Origin of the sequence: uncultured Sulfitobacter sp. (assembly GCF_947500075.1) — a bacterium.
Taxonomy (GTDB): Bacteria; Pseudomonadota; Alphaproteobacteria; order Rhodobacterales; family Rhodobacteraceae; genus Sulfitobacter.
Genome location: NZ_CANMQS010000002.1, coordinates 518,519 through 535,943, shown reverse-complemented (window position 1 = coordinate 535,943; position 17,425 = coordinate 518,519). Strand labels below are relative to the sequence as shown.

At 62.9% G+C, this 17,425-nt stretch carries 17 protein-coding genes; 8 read left to right on the top strand and 9 right to left on the bottom strand.

All coding sequences use genetic code 11. The features are described 5' to 3' along the window. Window positions 1-7: 7 nt before the first annotated feature. From speB (Q1A91_RS07545) to Q1A91_RS07535, 3 genes are read right to left on the bottom strand one after another with little or no spacing between them, the layout of a single operon-like run. Window positions 8-955 carry an agmatinase gene (gene speB / locus Q1A91_RS07545; protein WP_299875170.1) on the bottom strand — a complete coding sequence of 316 codons (948 nt, stop codon included), beginning with the start codon at window positions 953-955 and terminating at the stop codon, window positions 8-10. Beyond that, a complete protein-coding gene (gene speB, locus Q1A91_RS07540) occupies window positions 952-1,917 on the bottom strand; it encodes an agmatinase (RefSeq protein WP_299875167.1) in 966 nt (321 codons plus the stop codon). Before speB (Q1A91_RS07540) ends, speB (Q1A91_RS07545) begins: the two co-directional genes overlap by 4 nt. A 3-nt stretch (window positions 1,918-1,920) precedes the next feature. After that, window positions 1,921-3,090 (bottom strand): M20 aminoacylase family protein, encoded by a 1,170-nt coding sequence (locus Q1A91_RS07535; protein ID WP_299875162.1) that lies wholly within the window; start codon window positions 3,088-3,090, stop codon window positions 1,921-1,923. Window positions 3,091-3,154: 64 nt separating this feature from the next. Here Q1A91_RS07535 and mazG point away from each other — a divergent pair, with 64 nt between their 5' ends. The 4 genes from mazG (at window position 3,155) to Q1A91_RS07515 (ending at window position 6,974) form a co-directional block, all read left to right on the top strand. Further along, entirely contained in the window at window positions 3,155-3,985 is an 831-nt protein-coding gene (mazG, locus tag Q1A91_RS07530; protein WP_299875159.1) for a nucleoside triphosphate pyrophosphohydrolase, read from the top strand. Window positions 3,986-4,172: 187 nt separating this feature from the next. Next, entirely contained in the window at window positions 4,173-5,114 is a 942-nt protein-coding gene (locus Q1A91_RS07525; RefSeq protein ID WP_299875156.1) for a nucleoside hydrolase, read from the top strand. After that, a complete protein-coding gene (locus Q1A91_RS07520) occupies window positions 5,111-5,560 on the top strand; it encodes an N-acetyltransferase (RefSeq protein ID WP_299875153.1) in 450 nt (149 codons plus the stop codon). Before Q1A91_RS07525 ends, Q1A91_RS07520 begins: the two co-directional genes overlap by 4 nt. A gap of 4 nt (window positions 5,561-5,564) precedes the next feature. Then, window positions 5,565-6,974: a YdiU family protein gene (locus Q1A91_RS07515; protein ID WP_299875150.1), complete on the top strand. Its 1,410-nt coding sequence runs from the start codon at window positions 5,565-5,567 to the stop codon at window positions 6,972-6,974. A gap of 58 nt (window positions 6,975-7,032) precedes the next feature. Here the strand turns inward: Q1A91_RS07515 and Q1A91_RS07510 are convergent, their stop codons facing one another. Then, on the bottom strand, window positions 7,033-7,917 hold the full coding sequence (locus Q1A91_RS07510) for a DMT family transporter (RefSeq protein WP_299876149.1): 885 nt from the start codon (window positions 7,915-7,917) through the stop codon (window positions 7,033-7,035). A 148-nt stretch (window positions 7,918-8,065) separates the two neighbouring features. On the opposite strand from Q1A91_RS07510, the gene Q1A91_RS07505 reads away from it, so the two are divergent. After that, on the top strand, window positions 8,066-8,923 hold the full coding sequence (locus tag Q1A91_RS07505) for a tellurite resistance TerB family protein (protein WP_299875147.1): 858 nt from the start codon (window positions 8,066-8,068) through the stop codon (window positions 8,921-8,923). A 94-nt stretch (window positions 8,924-9,017) separates the two neighbouring features. Here the strand turns inward: Q1A91_RS07505 and Q1A91_RS07500 are convergent, their stop codons facing one another. Then, window positions 9,018-9,251: a hypothetical protein gene (locus Q1A91_RS07500; RefSeq protein ID WP_299875144.1), complete on the bottom strand. Its 234-nt coding sequence runs from the start codon at window positions 9,249-9,251 to the stop codon at window positions 9,018-9,020. Next, entirely contained in the window at window positions 9,251-10,567 is a 1,317-nt protein-coding gene (locus tag Q1A91_RS07495) for a DEAD/DEAH box helicase (protein WP_299876147.1), read from the bottom strand. Before Q1A91_RS07495 ends, Q1A91_RS07500 begins: the two co-directional genes overlap by 1 nt. A 375-nt stretch (window positions 10,568-10,942) precedes the next feature. On the opposite strand from Q1A91_RS07495, the gene Q1A91_RS07490 reads away from it, so the two are divergent. The 3 genes from Q1A91_RS07490 to Q1A91_RS07480 all read left to right on the top strand — a co-directional run bounded on the left by Q1A91_RS07490 (window position 10,943) and on the right by Q1A91_RS07480 (window position 14,363). Then, entirely contained in the window at window positions 10,943-11,356 is a 414-nt protein-coding gene (locus Q1A91_RS07490; RefSeq protein WP_299875141.1) for a Fur family transcriptional regulator, read from the top strand. A gap of 47 nt (window positions 11,357-11,403) precedes the next feature. Continuing rightward, entirely contained in the window at window positions 11,404-12,102 is a 699-nt protein-coding gene (locus Q1A91_RS07485) for an NYN domain-containing protein (protein WP_299875138.1), read from the top strand. A gap of 98 nt (window positions 12,103-12,200) precedes the next feature. Further along, complete coding sequence (locus tag Q1A91_RS07480; RefSeq protein ID WP_299875135.1) at window positions 12,201-14,363, top strand: calcium-binding protein; 2,163 nt, start codon at window positions 12,201-12,203, stop codon at window positions 14,361-14,363. A gap of 4 nt (window positions 14,364-14,367) precedes the next feature. Here the strand turns inward: Q1A91_RS07480 and Q1A91_RS07475 are convergent, their stop codons facing one another. From Q1A91_RS07475 to Q1A91_RS07465, 3 genes are all read right to left on the bottom strand, one after another. Then, window positions 14,368-14,997: a LysE family translocator gene (locus tag Q1A91_RS07475; RefSeq protein WP_299875132.1), complete on the bottom strand. Its 630-nt coding sequence runs from the start codon at window positions 14,995-14,997 to the stop codon at window positions 14,368-14,370. A 70-nt stretch (window positions 14,998-15,067) separates the two neighbouring features. Next, window positions 15,068-16,162, bottom strand: coding sequence for a ribosome small subunit-dependent GTPase A (rsgA, locus tag Q1A91_RS07470; protein WP_299875129.1), 1,095 nt, complete (start codon window positions 16,160-16,162; stop codon window positions 15,068-15,070). Between the two features lie 195 nt (window positions 16,163-16,357). Beyond that, window positions 16,358-17,401 (bottom strand): AbrB family transcriptional regulator, encoded by a 1,044-nt coding sequence (locus tag Q1A91_RS07465; RefSeq protein WP_299875126.1) that lies wholly within the window; start codon window positions 17,399-17,401, stop codon window positions 16,358-16,360. Window positions 17,402-17,425 lie beyond the last annotated feature (24 nt).

Genomic DNA, 17,425 nt, shown 5'->3' with positions numbered 1-17,425 from the left:
AGGCGCGTCAGCGATACGCGACGCCGGGCAGGATGCACAACATCTCATACAGGATGTTCGCCCCCGTCAACGCCGTGTTGCCGCTGGGGTCATAGGGTGGTGATACCTCAACAAGGTCCCCACCGACCAGATTAACCCCACGCAAGCTGCGAATGAGCTGCAATGCCTGCATCGACGTCAGCCCGCCAATCTCTGGCGTGCCGGTGCCGGGGGCAAAGGCCGGATCAAGACTGTCGATATCATAGGTCAGATAGGTCGGATGATCCCCGATATCGCGGCGGATCTCCGCGCCCAATGTGCTCAGATCGCGGCCCCACAGCTCGGCTGCCGGAAACTGCTGAAAGCCCCAGCCGGCGGCTTCGGTGAAGTCATCCGCGCCATACCCCGTGCCCCGCAGCCCCACCTGATAGACCTTGTCGGGCACCAGCAACCCTTCTTCATAGGCGCGCCGGAAGACGGTGCCATGGGTCTCCCGCTCCCCGAACATCTCGTCGTTCACATCCGCATGGGCGTCCACATGGATCAGCGCCAGCGGCCCGTGCCGCTTGGCCATGGCCCGCAGGATCGGCAGGGTGATCGCATGATCCCCTCCAATCGCCAGCGGCATGGCGTCATAGTTGAGGATCGCGTCATAACTCTCTGCGATGATGCGCAAACTATCAGACAGTGAGAATGTGTTGATCGCCAGATCACCAATATCGGCCACCTGCAAACTGTCAAAGGGCGCGGCCCCCGTCGCCAGATTGTAGGGCCTGAGCATCGCGGATTCAGCGCGCACCTGTTTCGGCCCCATCCGGGTGCCCGACCGCCACGACGTCCCGATGTCCATCGGAACGCCCAGCACCGCCACATCCAGCCCCTTGAGGTCATTGACCGCAGGCAGGCGCATGAACGTGTTCGGCCCGGAGAAACGGGCAAGGTCATTGCCGCTGATCGGTTGGTTCTTCCCGCTCATGAAGAACGCATCCTATGTCCCAGCAAACACAGGATTTCTGTCGCCACATGGGCACCTGCAATCGCCGTGGCCCCGGTGGTGTCAAAGGGGGGTGAGACTTCCACCACATCGCCGCCCACGATGTTGATCCCGGCCAGATCGCGCAGCATGATCGCCGCCTGCGCTGACGTCAGCCCGCCCCAGACAGGCGTGCCCGTGCCCGGCGCATAAGCCGGGTCGAGCGCGTCAATATCCCACGTCAGATAGCAAGGCCGGTCGCCCAGCACTTCCTTGATCCGCTGCACGGTGGCCACAGGCCCGTTTTCATGCACCCAGCGGGCATCCAGCGTCGTGACCCCCAGCGTGTCCTCATTGGTGGTGCGAATGCCCACCTGCACAGAGGTCACAGGATCAACAATCCCCGACTTCACCGCCTTGTAAAACATCGTGCCGTGATCAATCCGCGCCATGTCGTCATCCGGCCAGGTGTCGGAGTGAGCATCGAACTGTAACAGGCTGATCGGCCCATATTTTTCGGCATAGGCCTTGAGGATCGGAAAGCTGATGTAGTGATCGCCCCCAAAGGTCAGGCTGGCCGCACCTGCTTCCAGAATGGTGCGGATATGCGCAGTCAGCGTGTCCGGAAAGGCCGCCACATTGGCATAATCAAAGGCGAGATCCCCGTAATCCACAATGGCAAACTCCGACAGAACGTCGAAATCCCAGCCATAGGGCGGATCAAACGCCTGCAAGGCACTGGCTTCCCGAATGGCGCGCGGCCCCAACCGGGTGCCGGGGCGGTTGGTCACCGCCTGATCAAAAGGCACACCCGTCACGGCGATATCCACTCCGGTCAGGTCCTTGGTATACCTGCGCCGCAGGAACGAGGTGGCCCCGCCAAAGGTGTTCTCGAAACTCGGCCCCTTCAGGTCGTCACGGGTGAACGCCTGATCAACCTGCTTTGCTGCGTCCTCCAGCCCCATCGCTCAGCCTCCCGCCACGGGTTGCGCGCGTTCCACCATACGCGCAAAGAACGACGCCCCAATCGGCGCGATCTCATCGTTGAAATTGTACAGCGGATGGTGCACGCCCGCCCCTTCGCCCTGACCCAGCATCAGATAGGCGCCGGGGCGCGCTTCCAGCATGTAGGAGAAATCCTCCGCCCCCATCACCGGGGTTTGGTTCGGCTCCACACCCGCTTCCCCGGCAACCTCGCTGGCCACCTCCACGGCAAAAGCCGCGTTTTTGGCGTGGTTCACCGTGGGCGGATAGCCGTATTCGAAATCCAGTTCAGCCTTCAGATCATAGCTCGCCGCGTGGCCATCCACGATGGCCTGCATCCGGCGCACGGCCATCGCCTGCACCTCCTTGTCAAAGGTGCGCACCGTGCCGTTGATATAGACCTCCTCCGGGATCACATTGTCCGTTGTGCCGGTGTGGATCTGCGTGGTTGAGATCACCAGATTGTCCATCGGGTTGAGGTTCCGGCTCACAATGGTCTGCAAGGACTGCACAATCGCACAGGCGGCCACGACCGGATCCACGCAATCATGCGGCCGCGCCCCATGCCCACCCTTGCCCGTCAGCGTAATCGTAAAGGTATCGGCCGCTGCCATGATCGGACCTGGATTGGTGTGAAACCGCCCGAACGGGAGCCCCGGCGCATTGTGCAGCGCATAGACCTGGGTGATCCCGAACCGGTCCATCACCCCTTCCTGCACCATGATCTCGCCACCGCCGCCCACCTCTTCTGCCGGCTGGAAAAGCAGCGCCACCTTGCCCGAAAAGTTCCGCGTCTCCGCCAGATACTTCGCCGCCCCCAGCAGCATCGCCGTATGCCCGTCATGGCCGCAGGCATGCATCTTGCCGGGGTGGGTGGAGGCATAGGGCACCCCCGTTTCCTCCTCAATCGGCAGCGCATCCATGTCGGCGCGCAACCCGATGGTGGGGCCGTCACCCTGCCCTGCGATGATCGCCACGATGCCGGTCTTGGCGACCCCTTCGTGCAATTCATCCACGCCGAATTCCCGCAGACGGTCGGCCACAAAGGCAGCTGTCTGATGGCACTCCAGCCCCAGTTCCGGGATTGTATGCAGATGTTGCCGCCAGGCGGCCATATCTGCGCTGAAATCAGCAATGCGGTTGATGACGGGCATGGGGTGGACTCCTTGAGACGGGTTCTGCACCCTGCCATCTGACACCAGACAGGACCAAGCTGCAATGGCTGACACATCTCCCAATGACGCGCTGATCCATGATAGGGACGCAGGCATCGAACGGCTGCTTGAAATCATGCGCCGTCTGCGCGACCCGGACACCGGATGCCCCTGGGATATCGAACAGGATTTTGACAGCATCGCCCCCTATACCATTGAAGAGGCGTATGAAGTTGCCGATGCCATCCAGCGCCGCGACTGGGCGGAGCTGGAAGGGGAGCTGGGCGATCTGCTGCTGCAAAGCGTCTACCACACCGCCATGGGCGAAGAAGCTGGCCATTTCACCTTCCAATCGGTGGTGCGCAACATCTCCGACAAGATGGTCGCGCGGCACCCGCATGTGTTCGGCGATGAAAGCCGCGACAAATCCGCCGAACAGCAAACGCTGGATTGGGAGGCAATCAAAGCCAGGGAACGCGCGGGCAAGGCGCAAAAAGGCACGCTGGAAGGCGTGGCCCTCGGCCTGCCGGGGATGACACGGGCGGTAAAACTGCAAAAACGTCTGGCACGCGTGGGGTTTGACTGGGACAACACCGGCAGCGTGCTGGACAAGATCGTGGAGGAAGCAGCCGAATTGGTCGAAGCCCGCGACACCCTGACCCAGGACGCGGTCGAAGCGGAATTCGGCGATCTGTTGTTCGTGATGGCCAACCTCGCCCGCCATCTGGACGTGGACCCCGAAGTCGCCGTCCGGCGCACCAATGCAAAGGTAGAGCATCGCTTTAAAGAAATCGAACAACGCCTTGCAAAAAAAGGCAAAACCCCCTCAGAAAGCACGCTCGAAGAAATGGACGCGCTCTGGAACGCCGTCAAAGCAGACGAAGGCCCGACATGACCCGCACCCCTGTCTTCCAAATGGTTCAAAAAACCCCTCCGGAGGACTGAAATCTCTTTCACCACATCCCCGCGCGCACAGCGGCTGAAACAGGCCGACCACCCCGCCATCACACTGCACCCCCCTTTCCAACATCCCCGAATATGGCCTATCTGTCAGGCTCCCCGCCAAAAAGGACACCGCCCCCGTGACCCCCCGCAAGATCATCATCGACACCGACCCCGGACAGGACGACGCTGTCGCCATTCTGCTGGCACTGGCCAGCCCTGAAGACATCGAGGTACTGGGGATCACCTGTGTGGCTGGCAATGTGCCGCTGGACCTGACGAGCAAAAATGCGCGCATTGTCTGTGAGTTGGCAGGCTTTCCTGATGTATCGGTTTATGCAGGTTGTGACCGTCCGCTGGGCCGCGATCTGGTCACTGCCGAACATGTGCACGGCAAGACCGGCCTCGACGGCCCTGACCTGCCCGATCCCACCATGCCCCTGGCCGACGGCCATGCGGTGGACTTCATCATCGACACCCTGCGGGACCATGCGCCGGGCACCGTGACACTCTGCCCGCTTGGCCCGCTCACCAATATCGCCACCGCCTTGCAAAAAGCGCCCGACATTGCCAGCCGGATTGCCAGGATCGTGCTGATGGGGGGGGGCTACTTTGAGGGCGGCAACATCACCCCCACCGCTGAATTCAACATTTACGTCGACCCGCAAGCCGCTGACATCGTGTTCAAATCGGGCGCACCCATCGTGGTGATGCCGCTCGATGTGACGCATAAGGCGCTGGTCACCAAACCCCGCAACGATGCCTTCCGCGCGCTCAACACGCCCGTTGGCATTGCCGTGGCGCAGATGACCGATTTCTTCGAGCGGTTCGACAAGGAGAAATACGGCTCCGCCGGCGCGCCGCTGCACGATCCTTGCGTGACCGCCTATCTGATCAACCCGGATCTTTTCACCGGACGCCACATCAACGTGGAGATCGAGACGCAATCAGAGCTCACCATGGGCATGACTGTCGCCGACTGGTGGCGCGTCACCGATCGTGCGCCCAATGCCACTTTCATGGGCGACATTGATGCGGACGGTTTCTTTGCCCTGCTGACGGAAAGGCTGGCCCGGTTATGAGCGCCGCCCTCACCCTTGCTGCGCCTGAGCATCTGGACCGCCTGCTGCCGCTGGTCACCGCCTTCCATACCGAAGAAGGCATCGTGATGTCTGATGAGGCGCGCCATGCGGGCCTGGCCCCCCTGCTGGACGGCATCCCCCACGGCTGCGCCTATCTCATCGGGCCGCCCCGCGCGCCCATTGGCTACATCGTCATTACTTTCGGCTGGTCCATCGAATTCGGTGGCCTGGATGCCATCCTTGATGAGCTCTACATCCGCCCCGGCGTCCGCGGCCGCGGTATCGCAACCGAAGCGCTTCTGACCCTGCCCAACGCTCTGGCTACAGGCGGCCTCAAGGCCATCCACCTTGAAGTCGACCACGACAACACCGCCGCCATCGCCCTTTACCGCCGCGCCGGGTTTGAACCCCGCGAGCGCTACATGTTCATGTCCCGAAAGCTCTGATCCCATGCAGATCCCCTTCGACAACAGCTACGCCGCCCTGCCCGATGCTTTCTATACCCGCCTCACCCCCACACCGGTGAAAACCCCGCACCTGCTGGCGTTCAACACGGATCTGGCCAAGCTGCTGGGCATCAAGGTGGGCGATCTGCAAGAGGCAGCACAGGTCTTTGCAGGCAACGCCACCCCCGCCAACGCAGCCCCCCTCGCCCAACTCTATGCAGGGCACCAGTTCGGCAACTGGAACCCGCAACTGGGCGATGGTCGCGCGATCCTGCTGGGCGAAGTCATCGGCACCGATGGCACCCGCCGCGACATCCAGCTCAAGGGCTCCGGCCCCACGCCTTACAGCCGCATGGGCGATGGCCGCGCGTGGCTCGGTCCGGTGCTGCGCGAATACCTCGTCTCCGAAGCGATGTACGCCTTCGGCATCCCCACAACCCGCGCCCTTGCCGCTGTCAGCACGGGCGAGAGCATCTGGCGCGAACAGGGTGGCCTGCCGGGTGCTGTGCTGACCCGCGTGGCCTCCAGCCACCTGCGTGTCGGCACGTTCCAGATTTTCGCAGCACGGGGCGAGATCGAAAACCTCAAGACGCTCACGCAGTATGCCATCCAGCGCCACTACCCGGATGCCAAAGGCCCCATGGACCTGCTGCGCGCCGTCTGCACGGCGCAAGCCGCATTGATCCCCGCATGGATGGCGGTGGGCTTCATCCACGGCGTGATGAACACCGACAACGCCAGCATCGCAGGCGAAACCATCGACTATGGCCCCTGCGCCTTCATGGATGCCTTTGCGCAGACCCGTGTGTTCAGCTCCATCGACCAGACGGGGCGGTACGCTTACGGCAACCAGCCCAACATCGCGGTGTGGAACATGGCACAGCTGGCCACCGCGCTGATCGCCCAGATGGAGGACCGCGACGCCGCCGTGGAAGAAGCCACCGCCATCATCCACGCCATGCCGGACCAGATCGAAGCCAATTGGCTGACGCGATTTGCCGCCAAGATCGGCATCTCCACGCCGGTGGAGGAGGACGTCAAACGCCTCGAACATCTGCTGGCATTGATGCAGGACGACGGCGCGGATTTCACCAACACCTTCCGTGCCTTGGGCACGGATGCCGCGCGCGACCAATTTGTGAACCGGGAGGCCTTCGAGGCATGGCACAGCGCCTGGCAGGCGCGCCTGAGCACCGAGCCGGACCCGCAAGCGCTGATGGCCCGCAGCAACCCCGCTGTCATCCCGCGCAACCACCGGGTGGAAGAGATGATCCAGGCCGCCGTCGCAGGCGACATGGCCCCGTTTGAACGGCTGTCCAGGGCCCTCGCCACGCCCTATGCGGAAACCGACCCCGACCTGCACCGCCCGCCCACATCGGACGAAATCGTGCCCGCCACCTTCTGCGGCACCTGACGCGGTCCAGAGCAGCCGACCCAAAACCTGAGGACCTTCGGGTTTTGGGTTGGCTGCTCTACGGCCGGGGCTTGCGGTTGATCAGGTAAATCCCGCTGGCCACCAGCGCCAGGGCGACCCAGATGGACAAGGCCACCTCTTCCGACAGCAGCAGCCAGCCCAAAATCACCGAAAACACTGGCGACAGAAAGCTGAACGATGCAACGGAGGACGCCGGATAGATCTTCATCAGCCAGAACCACACCAGAAACCCAAAGCTCGCCACGGCGATGATCTGGAACAGCAGCCCGAAGATATGGATCGGGGCCAGATCACGCACAAAAGGCCCCATAAAGGGCGCAATCAGCAGCAGGATCGGGCCAGAGATCAGGACCTGCATCAGCAATTGCTGCGACGGCGCCACCTTCGACATCTCCGTCAGCCGCAAACACAGCGCGATCCCCGCCCACATCATCGCGGAGACCAGCGCAAGGAGATCCCCTGTCCAGTTCGCCCCCCCGCTGTCGCGGTCGAGCAAAGCCACGCCAACGCCCGCCACAGCCAAGACCAGCCCCAGCATCTTGAGCGGGGTCAGCTGCTCTCCGGGGAGCAGGAAATGCACGGCCAGCGACAGCCACACCGGCATGGTGTAGAAAATCACCGACGACCGGCTCACCGTGCCCAGATCCAGCGCCAGAAACAGGCAAAAGAACTCAGCCGCAAACAGCACTCCTGCAAGGATGCCACCGGGCCAGGCGGATCGTGGGATCTTCAGGCTGATGCCGCGCAGACGCATCCACACCAGCAGCACGATTACCGCCCCGACAGAGCGGATGCCTGCGGCAAAGACCGGGCTGAACCCATCGGTGGTGACCTTCACCACCACCTGATTGAACGCAAGATGCAGCGCAAAGGCGATCAGCGCGACAGCACCGAATAAGTCCACGTGATCCTTGCGTTCCATCGCGCCACAAGGCGTGAGGCCAGCGGCCTTGTCAATGCGCCCGACATGCGCGGGACCGGGCCGATGCGGCAACTGCGGGTTTTTTCCCCTCGTTGTGACGTCAAAACATGTCATGCTGCGGGCTGACTCGTTTAAGGGGGGATTTTCCATGAGTTTGATGAAAACACTGGCCAAGGTGGCTGTTGGTGTGGCTGTGGCCAAGGGTGCCAGCGCGATGATGCGCAAAAGCCAGGGTGGCGGCGGCGCAGGCGGCGGTCTGGGTGGCCTGTTGGGCGGCCTGACCGGCGGCATGGCCGGTAGCGCGGGCAGCGCCCAGCGCCATGGTGGTGCACATAGCCCCGGTGCCGGCGGCGGCCTTGAGGACATGCTCGGCGGTCTGTTGGGCGGCGGCGCGGGGGGTGCAGCGGGCGGCATGCCCGGTGGCCTTGGCGGGTTGCTGGAACAGCTTGGCGGTGCCGGTGGCGGCGCGGGCGGTGGCCTCGGCGGCCTGTTGGGCGGATTGGCATCCGGCGGCGGTCTGGGCGGCCTTCTCGGCGGTGCCGCAGGTGGCGCGGTGCAGCAACGCCCCGCGGACAACACCCGCAGCTTTGGCGAAGTGCTGAACTCCCAATTCGATTCCACCCCCGAACCCGCGATTGAACCCTCCCGCGATCAGGAAGCCGCAGCCGCTTTGATGCTGTCTGCGATGATCCAGGCCGCAAAATCCGACGGCACCTTTGACGAAGGCGAGCGCGACAAGCTGCTGGGCCGTCTGGGCGACGTGGACGCGCAGGAAGCCGCCTTTGTGAATGAGCAGCTGCAAGGCCCCGTAGATGTGGACGGGCTGGTGGCGCAAACCCCCAAAGGGCTGGAAGCGCAGGTCTATGCGATGTCCCTGCTGGGCATTGATCTGGACACCCAGCAAGAGGCGCAGCATCTGCACAAGCTGGCGCAGGGGTTCGGCATGAGCCCACAAAGCGTGAACGCGATCCACGAGCAGATGGGCGTGCCGTCGCTTTATACCTGATCAGGGTTGAGTTTTAACCGATTGGGAAGGCGCATCCGTGATGGGTGCGCCTTTTCATTCGGTCCGGGTAAACCACCGCAGGTCACGCGACCGGCTATCCCGCCTTGTGCAGCCGCGCGATCACAAAACACAGCACCAGTGCCAGCCCGAAGGGCGGCATCCAGATGCCCGCAAGCTCTCCGGCGAACCAATCGCCCAGATCGGGGGTGCGGCAAGGCGCCCCCGTCGGGTTCATGCACATCACACTCAGATAGGCGGCAAACATCAGCGGCACCGTCATCAACAGCGCCACCAATGGATAGAGGACAATCAGTGCCGCGCGCCGCATCAGGCCGCGCGTTGACCGCCGCCGCCGCCACCACCGCGACGCCGTCTGCGGGCACCACCGGGCTTGCCGCCGGGTTTCGCGCCAGCGGCCTGACCACCGCCACCACCACCGCCGCCACCGGGACGTCCACGTCCGCGACCACGGCCACCGCCGCCCTTCTTGGGCTTGTCAGGGATCTCCGACGGCTCCCATGCGCGGCCAGAGGCCACGGGAATGCGGATGCCCATCGTCTTTTGGATGGCGATCAGTTCGTCCATCTCATCGGGTGCACAGAAAGCCACCGCCGCACCATCCTTGCCCGCCCGTGCGGTCCGGCCAATGCGGTGCACATAGTTGTCGGGCACATTGGGCAATTCGTAGTTGTAGACGTGTTTGACATCCGGAATATCCAGACCGCGTGCGGCCACATCCGTGGCCACCAACACCTTGATATCCCCGGATTTAAACCCGGCAATCGCACGGTCGCGCTGCCCTTGGCTCTTGTTGCCATGGATCGACGCCGCTTCAAGCCCGGCTTTGACAAGCGTCTTCATCAGCTTTTCACAGCCGTGCTTCGTGCGGCCAAAGACCAGCGCACGCTCTTCTTTGTGCGCGCTCAGCAGCTCAATCAGCAGGTTCGTCTTCTCCGCCTTGGCGATGTAGTGCAATTCCTGCGTGACCTTGTCCGCCGCCTTGCCCGGAGGAGAGACCTCCACCCGAATGGGCCGGTCCAGATAGGACGCGGCAATCTCATTCATCAGCTTGGGCATGGTGGCCGAAAACAGCATCGTCTGACGCTCTTTCGGGATCAGGCCGGAAATCTTGCGCAGGTCATGGATGAATCCCATGTCCAGCATCTGATCCGCTTCATCCAGTACCAGAAACCGGGTTTCGCCCAGCACAACCGCCCGGCGGTCGATCAGATCCAGCAGACGCCCCGGTGTCGCCACCAGCATGTCCACGCCCCGCTCCAGCCGTTTGATCTGCGGATTGATGTTCTGCCCGCCGACAACCATCTGCGCCTTCAGCGGCGTGTTTTCACAAAACCCCTTGAGGTTCTGCATGATCTGCTGCGCCAGCTCCCGCGTGGGGGCCAGCACCAACGCCCGCACCGTGCGCGGCGCGGGGCGCTTGGGGTTCTCCAGCATATGTGCAACCAGCGGCACACCAAAGGCCGCGGTCTTGCCCGTGCCGGTCTGCGCCAGTCCCATCACATCGCGCCCGTTCAGCGCGTGGGGGATGGCTTGTTTCTGAATGGGCGTGGGGTCTGAAATGCCCATCGCCTTGAGACGTTCCACCAGTTTCGTTGGCAGATCCATCATGTCGAAATCGCTCATAGTCTCTTTCCGGCGCAGCCTCTGGCCCGCCTCAATCTTGTCGCGCAGCGCACCTTCGCGCCGCTCATGGGTTCGCCAGTCGGATCGCAAGCGCCGGGCCATCTGCCCAACACCTGTCCGTGGCGTCTGGCCCCACGCGTGATTTTGGGAACAACAGCGGGCCTTATGTCCGGTCTGCGCTTACGCCTTCTTTGTTAACAAAGGCTGGCACCGGTCTGCTCACGCGGCAGAGGCATCGCTTGCATGGCACATGGGGCGCGGCAGCGCATAAGTCAACGGGCAACAGACGGCCCATGCCGTGGTGTGACAAATAAACGTGCCTAGCCGCCCTTTCGAAACCTCGCTAAATTCGCTGCAACGACGACAGGCTGATCCATGAGTGCACCCATCATCAAACGCTGCGAAGAGAAAGGCCTGCGCATGACAGGCCAGCGCCGGATCATCGCGCAGGTCATTCAGGACAGCGATGATCATCCGGATGTCGAAGAGCTTTTCAAACGCGCCGCCACGTTGGACGCGGGCATTTCCATCGCCACGGTCTACCGCACGGTGAAGCTCTTTGAAGAGGCAGGCATCCTCGACAAGCTGGAATTCGGCGACGGCCGCGCGCGGTATGAGGACGCCGAGCGAGACCACCATGACCATCTGATCGACATGAACTCCGGCGCGGTGATCGAATTCGTGGATGCCGAGATCGAGGCCTTGCAGGAACGCATCGCCCAGAAACTGGGGTATGAGCTGCGCGGGCACCGGTTGGAGCTTTACGGCGTGCCGATCAAGAAGGACTGACCGGGCCCGCCCCCGCGCACCCAAACCTCCCAAAACAAGGACATTCCATGGCCGCCACCGACCGCCCGCTTCTGGCCGTTCTCATCGACGCCGACAATGTGCCTGCGCGCCATGCCCGCAAGATCATGCGCGAAGTCCAGTCCATCGGTGAACCTGCTCTCCGGCGGGTCTACGGCGACTGGTCAAATGACAGCCTGAAAGGGTGGAAAGACCCCATTCACACCCTTGGCCTCGTTGCGCATCAGGAAACCGCCAACTCACGCGGCAAGAACGCCACCGACATCGGGCTGGTGATCCATGCGATGGACATCCTCCACTCGGGGCGCTTTGACGCTTTTGTGATTGTATCCTCCGACAGTGATTTCACCGCATTGGTGAACCGCCTGCGCGAGGATGGGCTGACCGTCTACGGGATCGGGGAGGCCAAGACCAACGAAGCCCTGCGCAACGTCTACAACCGCTTTATCCTGATCGAGAATATTCCCGATCCCGATGAGACACCGGCGACACCTCCCAAGGGCAAGGCCGCAAAAGCTCTGCCGCTGTTTCGCGAAGCGCTGGAGAAGATCGACAGCGAAGATGGCTGGGTCAACCTCGGCCCGATTGGTCAGGCCATCCAAGCGCGCCATCCCGACTTTGACAGCCGCAGCTTCGGCTTTGCCAAACTCAGCGCGCTTGTGGCGGCGCTTGATGCGCTGGAAACCCGTAAGGATGGAAACAGGCTGCTGGTGCGGCTCAAGGACTAGGGCCGCCTCGGGACCCACCAAATTGCCCTCATAGCGCCGCAAATCACCCACTTCTGCGGCTATACTGTGGAAAATGTTCAACGACTCGCGCGGGTGCTATGGAACTTCTGATCCTTCTTGGTCTTGTCGGTGTGGCCGGTGCCTTTGTCGGGCTGACCGGTGATGATGATGACGACCCGGCGCCGGAGGAGGATTCGGACGTCCTGTCCCTGACCGGCACGCCAAGAGCAGAGGAGCTTGAAGGCACCGAAGGCGCTGACGCCATTGATGGGCGCGGCGGGGACGATCTGGTGCAGGGGTACGGTGGCAATGACCTTATTGATGGTGGCCGGGGAGAAGATACGCTGGACGGCGGCCTCGGTGACGATACGCTTCTTGGCGGTCTGGGCGACGACAGGTTTGAAGGGGGTGAAGGTGACGACAGCCTCGATGGCGGGGAAGGAAACGACCTATTCTACAGCGGCCCCGGGGACGACACGTTGTTGGGTGGTGACGGCAGGGATTTTCTGTCTGGCAGTGACGGGGATGACCGCATCGAGGGTGGTGCGGGCGACGATAGGATTTATAGCGGCGCAGGCGCCAACACGGTTTTGGGCGGTGCGGGTGATGACTTCATAACGGGAATTGATCCGTCCATGCCTTTGCCGCAACAGACCCCGATGGATCTGATCGACGGTGGCAGTGGCGATGATACCATCGTCTTTCAGGACAACAGCACCGTCACAGGGGGCAGCGGCGCTGACAGGTTCAGTCTGACCGAGGACACCAGCAATGACGTGACTTCCCGGATTGAGGATTTCGACCCGGACGAAGACGAATTATTCGTAACGGTGCAGACACAAGGCAACAACGCCGATGGCTTCAGCCTGATCGCGCGCGAGGACGGCCTTGGAAACGATCTCTATCTGGACGGAGAGCTTGTTGCAGAGATCCTCAGCACGAAGCCGTTTGGCATCGCAGATCTCAGCCTGCGCGTCGTGCTTGAACCAACGGCCGACACTGACCCCTCCGCAACAGGGATCAGTGTCGTAGGCAGTGGCGGCGCAGACAACATCAGCGGCAGTCAGGGCGATGACCTGTTGAACGGTGACGATGGACAGGACACGTTGGCTGGCGGTAACGGCAATGACACGCTCGCCGGTGGCGCGGGGGCTGACAGATTGTCGGGTGGCGATGGCAATGACACGCTGGACGGTGGCGATGGCCATGACACCCTGAGCGGCGGTGATGACGATGACACGCTCAATGGTGGTGCCCTTGGGGACCGCCTCGACGGCGGAAGAGGCGATGATAGGTTGAGCGGTGGCACAGGAAGTGACAACCTATTCGGCAGCGATGGCAATGACACGCTGGACGGCGGTCCAGGCTTTGACACGTTGAGTGGCGGCGATGGCAATGACAGCTTGGAGGGCGGAGGTGGCCTTGACACGTTGTGGGGCGGTGATGGCGATGACACGCTCAGCGGTGGCGACCTCCGTGACTGGCTGACCGGCGGCAGGGGCAATGATCTGTTGAGCGGCGGAACAGGCAATGACAACCTCTATGGCAGCGATGGCAATGACACGCTGGACGGCGGTGACGACCGTGACCGGCTCGACGGCGGCAGGGGCAATGACACGCTGAATGGTGGTGCAGGAAATGACAACCTGTCCGGCCGCGATAACAATGACTGGCTGGACGGCGGTGTTGGTTCTGACACGCTCGACGGTGATGCGGGCAATGACAGGCTTTTCGGTGGCACAGGAAGTGACAGGTTGTCCGGCGGCGATGGCAATGACAGGCTGGTCGGCAATGACGGCTTTGACACGCTCGACGGCGGGGCGGGCAATGACACGTTGATCGCAGATGGAAACCGCAACGTTATCGATGGCGTCAACACCATTATGACAGACACGCTGGACGGCGGGGACGGCGATGACCTGCTGATCATGCGCAGCGGCCATGTGGCGACGGGCGGCGATGGGTCGGATGTCTTTGGCATCGCCCCGGCCGCCATCGATCCGGCGTTAACGGAACAATTCTCTCCAACCATCATCACCGATTTCAACCCGGCTGAGGATTTCGTCGTCCTCGGCCCCGCCGACGGGGATGCACCGCCCGCCCCGGCTGACATCACCGTCCGCGCCCTTGACGATGACACCGGCGCTGAAGTTCTCATCAATGACCGCGTGGTCGCAATCGTCTACGGCGGGCAAGACCTCACCGCAGACGATATCCAGATCGGGGATTACAATTTCACCGGTGATTACCGCACGCCCTGACGCCTCACTCCTGCGGCTGGAAATCCTTGCTGGCCAGCAAAGCCGCCGCCGCAATCATCAGACTGCCGCAGACCTTGTTCACCAGCCCAAAGGAAAACCGCTTCAACACGGTCGCCGCGCGCACGCCGGCCCAGCCCCACAGCAACAGCAACGCCCCGTCCACCGCGATATACGTCGCTCCAAGGATCAGCAGTTGCGGCAGCACCGCCTGCGCGGGGTCAATGAACTGCGGGAAAAGCGCACCAAAGAAGACCACCGCAAAGGGGTTCGCCATCGAGGTCACAAACCCCTGCCGGAACAGCCTGAACGACTGGCCCGAGCTGTTCGCCTCCACCTCCCCCACGCGCGCCCGCGACAGGATCAGTTGCAGGCCGATCCAGATCAGATAGGCCACACCGATCCATTTGATCCAGACAAAGGCGCTGGCAGAGGTGGCAATGATCGCCGCCAGCCCAAAGGCCGCCCCGGTCATCTGCACCGCGTTCGCCGTCAGATCACCCGCAATGCTGAAGACACTGCGCCGCAGCCCATGCCGGACGCTGTTCGAGATGATCAGCAACTGGCTGGTGTCCGGTGGCGTGGCAAAGAAGACAGCAACCGCCGCCAGATAGAGAAGATAGGTATCCATCGTCATCGGCGGTGCTCCCTTGGGTCAGGGTCACGCTAGCGGCGCGATACTGCACAAGTCAAAGGCTATCGGGCGCCTACCCCCCGTCCCGCCTGCCCCGGTTCTTCTGCTTCATCGCGCGTTTGACCATCTTGCCAAAGGCGCGGTCCTTCATCCGCCGTTCCGACACCGAGGCGGAATTGAACGCCTCCTCCGCCACCAGTTTGCGCCAGCGGTACAGGCGCGCCGCGTCAACCTGCCCTGAGGCCAACGCCGCTTGCACCGCACATCCCGGCTCCGACTGGTGCTGGCAATCGCGGAACCGGCAGCTCTCTGCAAGCGCTGCAAGATCGGCAAAGACCTCGTCGATCCCCGCCGCCACATCGGCCAGTTGCAGCTCCCGCATGCCCGGCGTGTCAAGGACCACACAGCCCCCCGGCACCAGATGCAGCTCCCGTCGCGTCGTTGTATGTCGGCCCTTGGCGTCGTTTTCCCGGATCGCCCCGGTCTCAATCTCCTCTCCCCCCGCCAGCGCGTTGGTCAGCGTGGATTTGCCCACACCGGAGGAGCCCAGAAAGGCAACCGTCTTGCCCGGTTTGCACCATTCCGCCAGCCTGGTCTTCGGATCGCCACTGCGCGCGTCCAGCGCAATCACCGGCACCAGATCCGAGATTGCCGCCGCCTGCGCCACATAGTCCGCCACGTCTTCGGACAGGTCAGACTTCGTCAGCACGATCACCGGCGTGATCTCCGCCTCGAAACACAGCGCGATATAGCGTTCCATCCGCGCGACGTTGAAATCGGGGTTGCAGGAGGAGACAATGAACACCGTGTCGATGTTGGCCGCGATCAGCTGCATCTGCCGTTCGGTGCCGGGGGCACGCCGTTGCAACAGGCTCTTGCGGTCCAGCACGCGGCTCTGCCCCGGCTGATCGCGGTCCAGCAACAGCCAATCACCCACGGTGACATCCCGAAGGGTGGGTATGTCCATCTCCACCGCGTCACCAACCACATGCAGCGCGCTGCGGTGCACCTGCGTCACCCGGACGGGCGGTGTCCGGTGCAGGTCGTCCAGATCAAGCTGTTGCGAGAAAAAGGGCTGCCAGCCCATCTCTTCCGTCATCGACCATGCGCGCGGTGCGGCGGGGGCTGTGGCAGACGGAAGTGTAAATTTGGAATAATCCCGTGTCATCAAGGGTCAACTTTCATGTCTTGGCCGCACGCTGCGCGCGGGCCTGCATTGTCAGGAGAATCAGACATCCTGCACCCGCCGCCGACATGCGCCAGCGGGGCTCAAGACTGTCTGAATGGGGTCGAGAGGCCTTAAACCTCTCCGCCTGACCGGGACATGAATTCTCCAATGTTGTGATGGGTATCTAACCCCTCCTCAGCGTGGGTTCAACCGGGCCAGCATCATCGGCAGATAGACCGACAGCACCAGCAGCCGCGCGATGTGACAGGCGGCCACGAAACCGGGGATCACCCCCAGCACCACACCAATGGCGATCATCGTCTCCAGCCCGCCGGGGGCGAAAGCCACCAGCACATGCGCCAGCGGCATGCCCAAGGCCCAGGCCACAGGCAGCGCGCCCAGCCCGGCCATCACCACCGCAATCACCGTGATGACCACGCCCGCGCCCAGCCCGCTGACAAACCGCGCCAGCGGCACGCCAGAGAACCGCGTGCCAATCAGCGCCCCCAGCACCAGATAGGCCGGCAGCAACAGCCATGCAGGCAAGGTCCCCGTGACCACCCCTGTCAGATGCGCCAGTGCAGAGACCACCATTGGCCCCAGCAGCAGCGGTGCAGGCACGTTCAACCTGCCAAAAATCACGCCCAGCCCCAGACCCAGCACGATCACCACCCCCATCGGCCCCAAGGCCATCGCGGCCCCCGGCAGCACCATCCTGCCGCCCAGATCAACCCCCATCGCCAGCGCCGCAAAAGGCACCACCAGGGTCAGCGCCAAAAGCCGCACCGATTGCGTTACGGAAATGCGCGCCACGTCCGACCGCGTCTCTGCCGCAATCGCCATCACAAAGCTCAGATGCCCCGGCGCGGAAGCCAGCAGGGCAGAGCGCGCATCAAACCCGAAAAACCGCTGCAAGACCGCGCGGCAGGCCACCATGATTGCCCAGATCACCGCCGCCATGAAGACAAACGCCAGTGGCCAGCGCAGCATCGCGCCCAGAGCATCCTGGTCAAACCCGGCACCCACGGCGGTGCCCAACAGCACAAAACAGGTGTTGCGCAGGGTTGGGTCAATGCTGGTGCGCATCCCCGCGATCCCCGCAAGCGTCACGGCAAGGGCCGGCCCCAGCAGGATATAGACCGGGGCATTCACACCCCAGGCCACCAGCGCCCCCAACGCCCCCAGACCCAGCGTCAGCGCGGTCTCCTTGGGGCTGCTTGTCAGGGTGGGCCATCTCATACCTCGCTCCTACCACCCCACCGC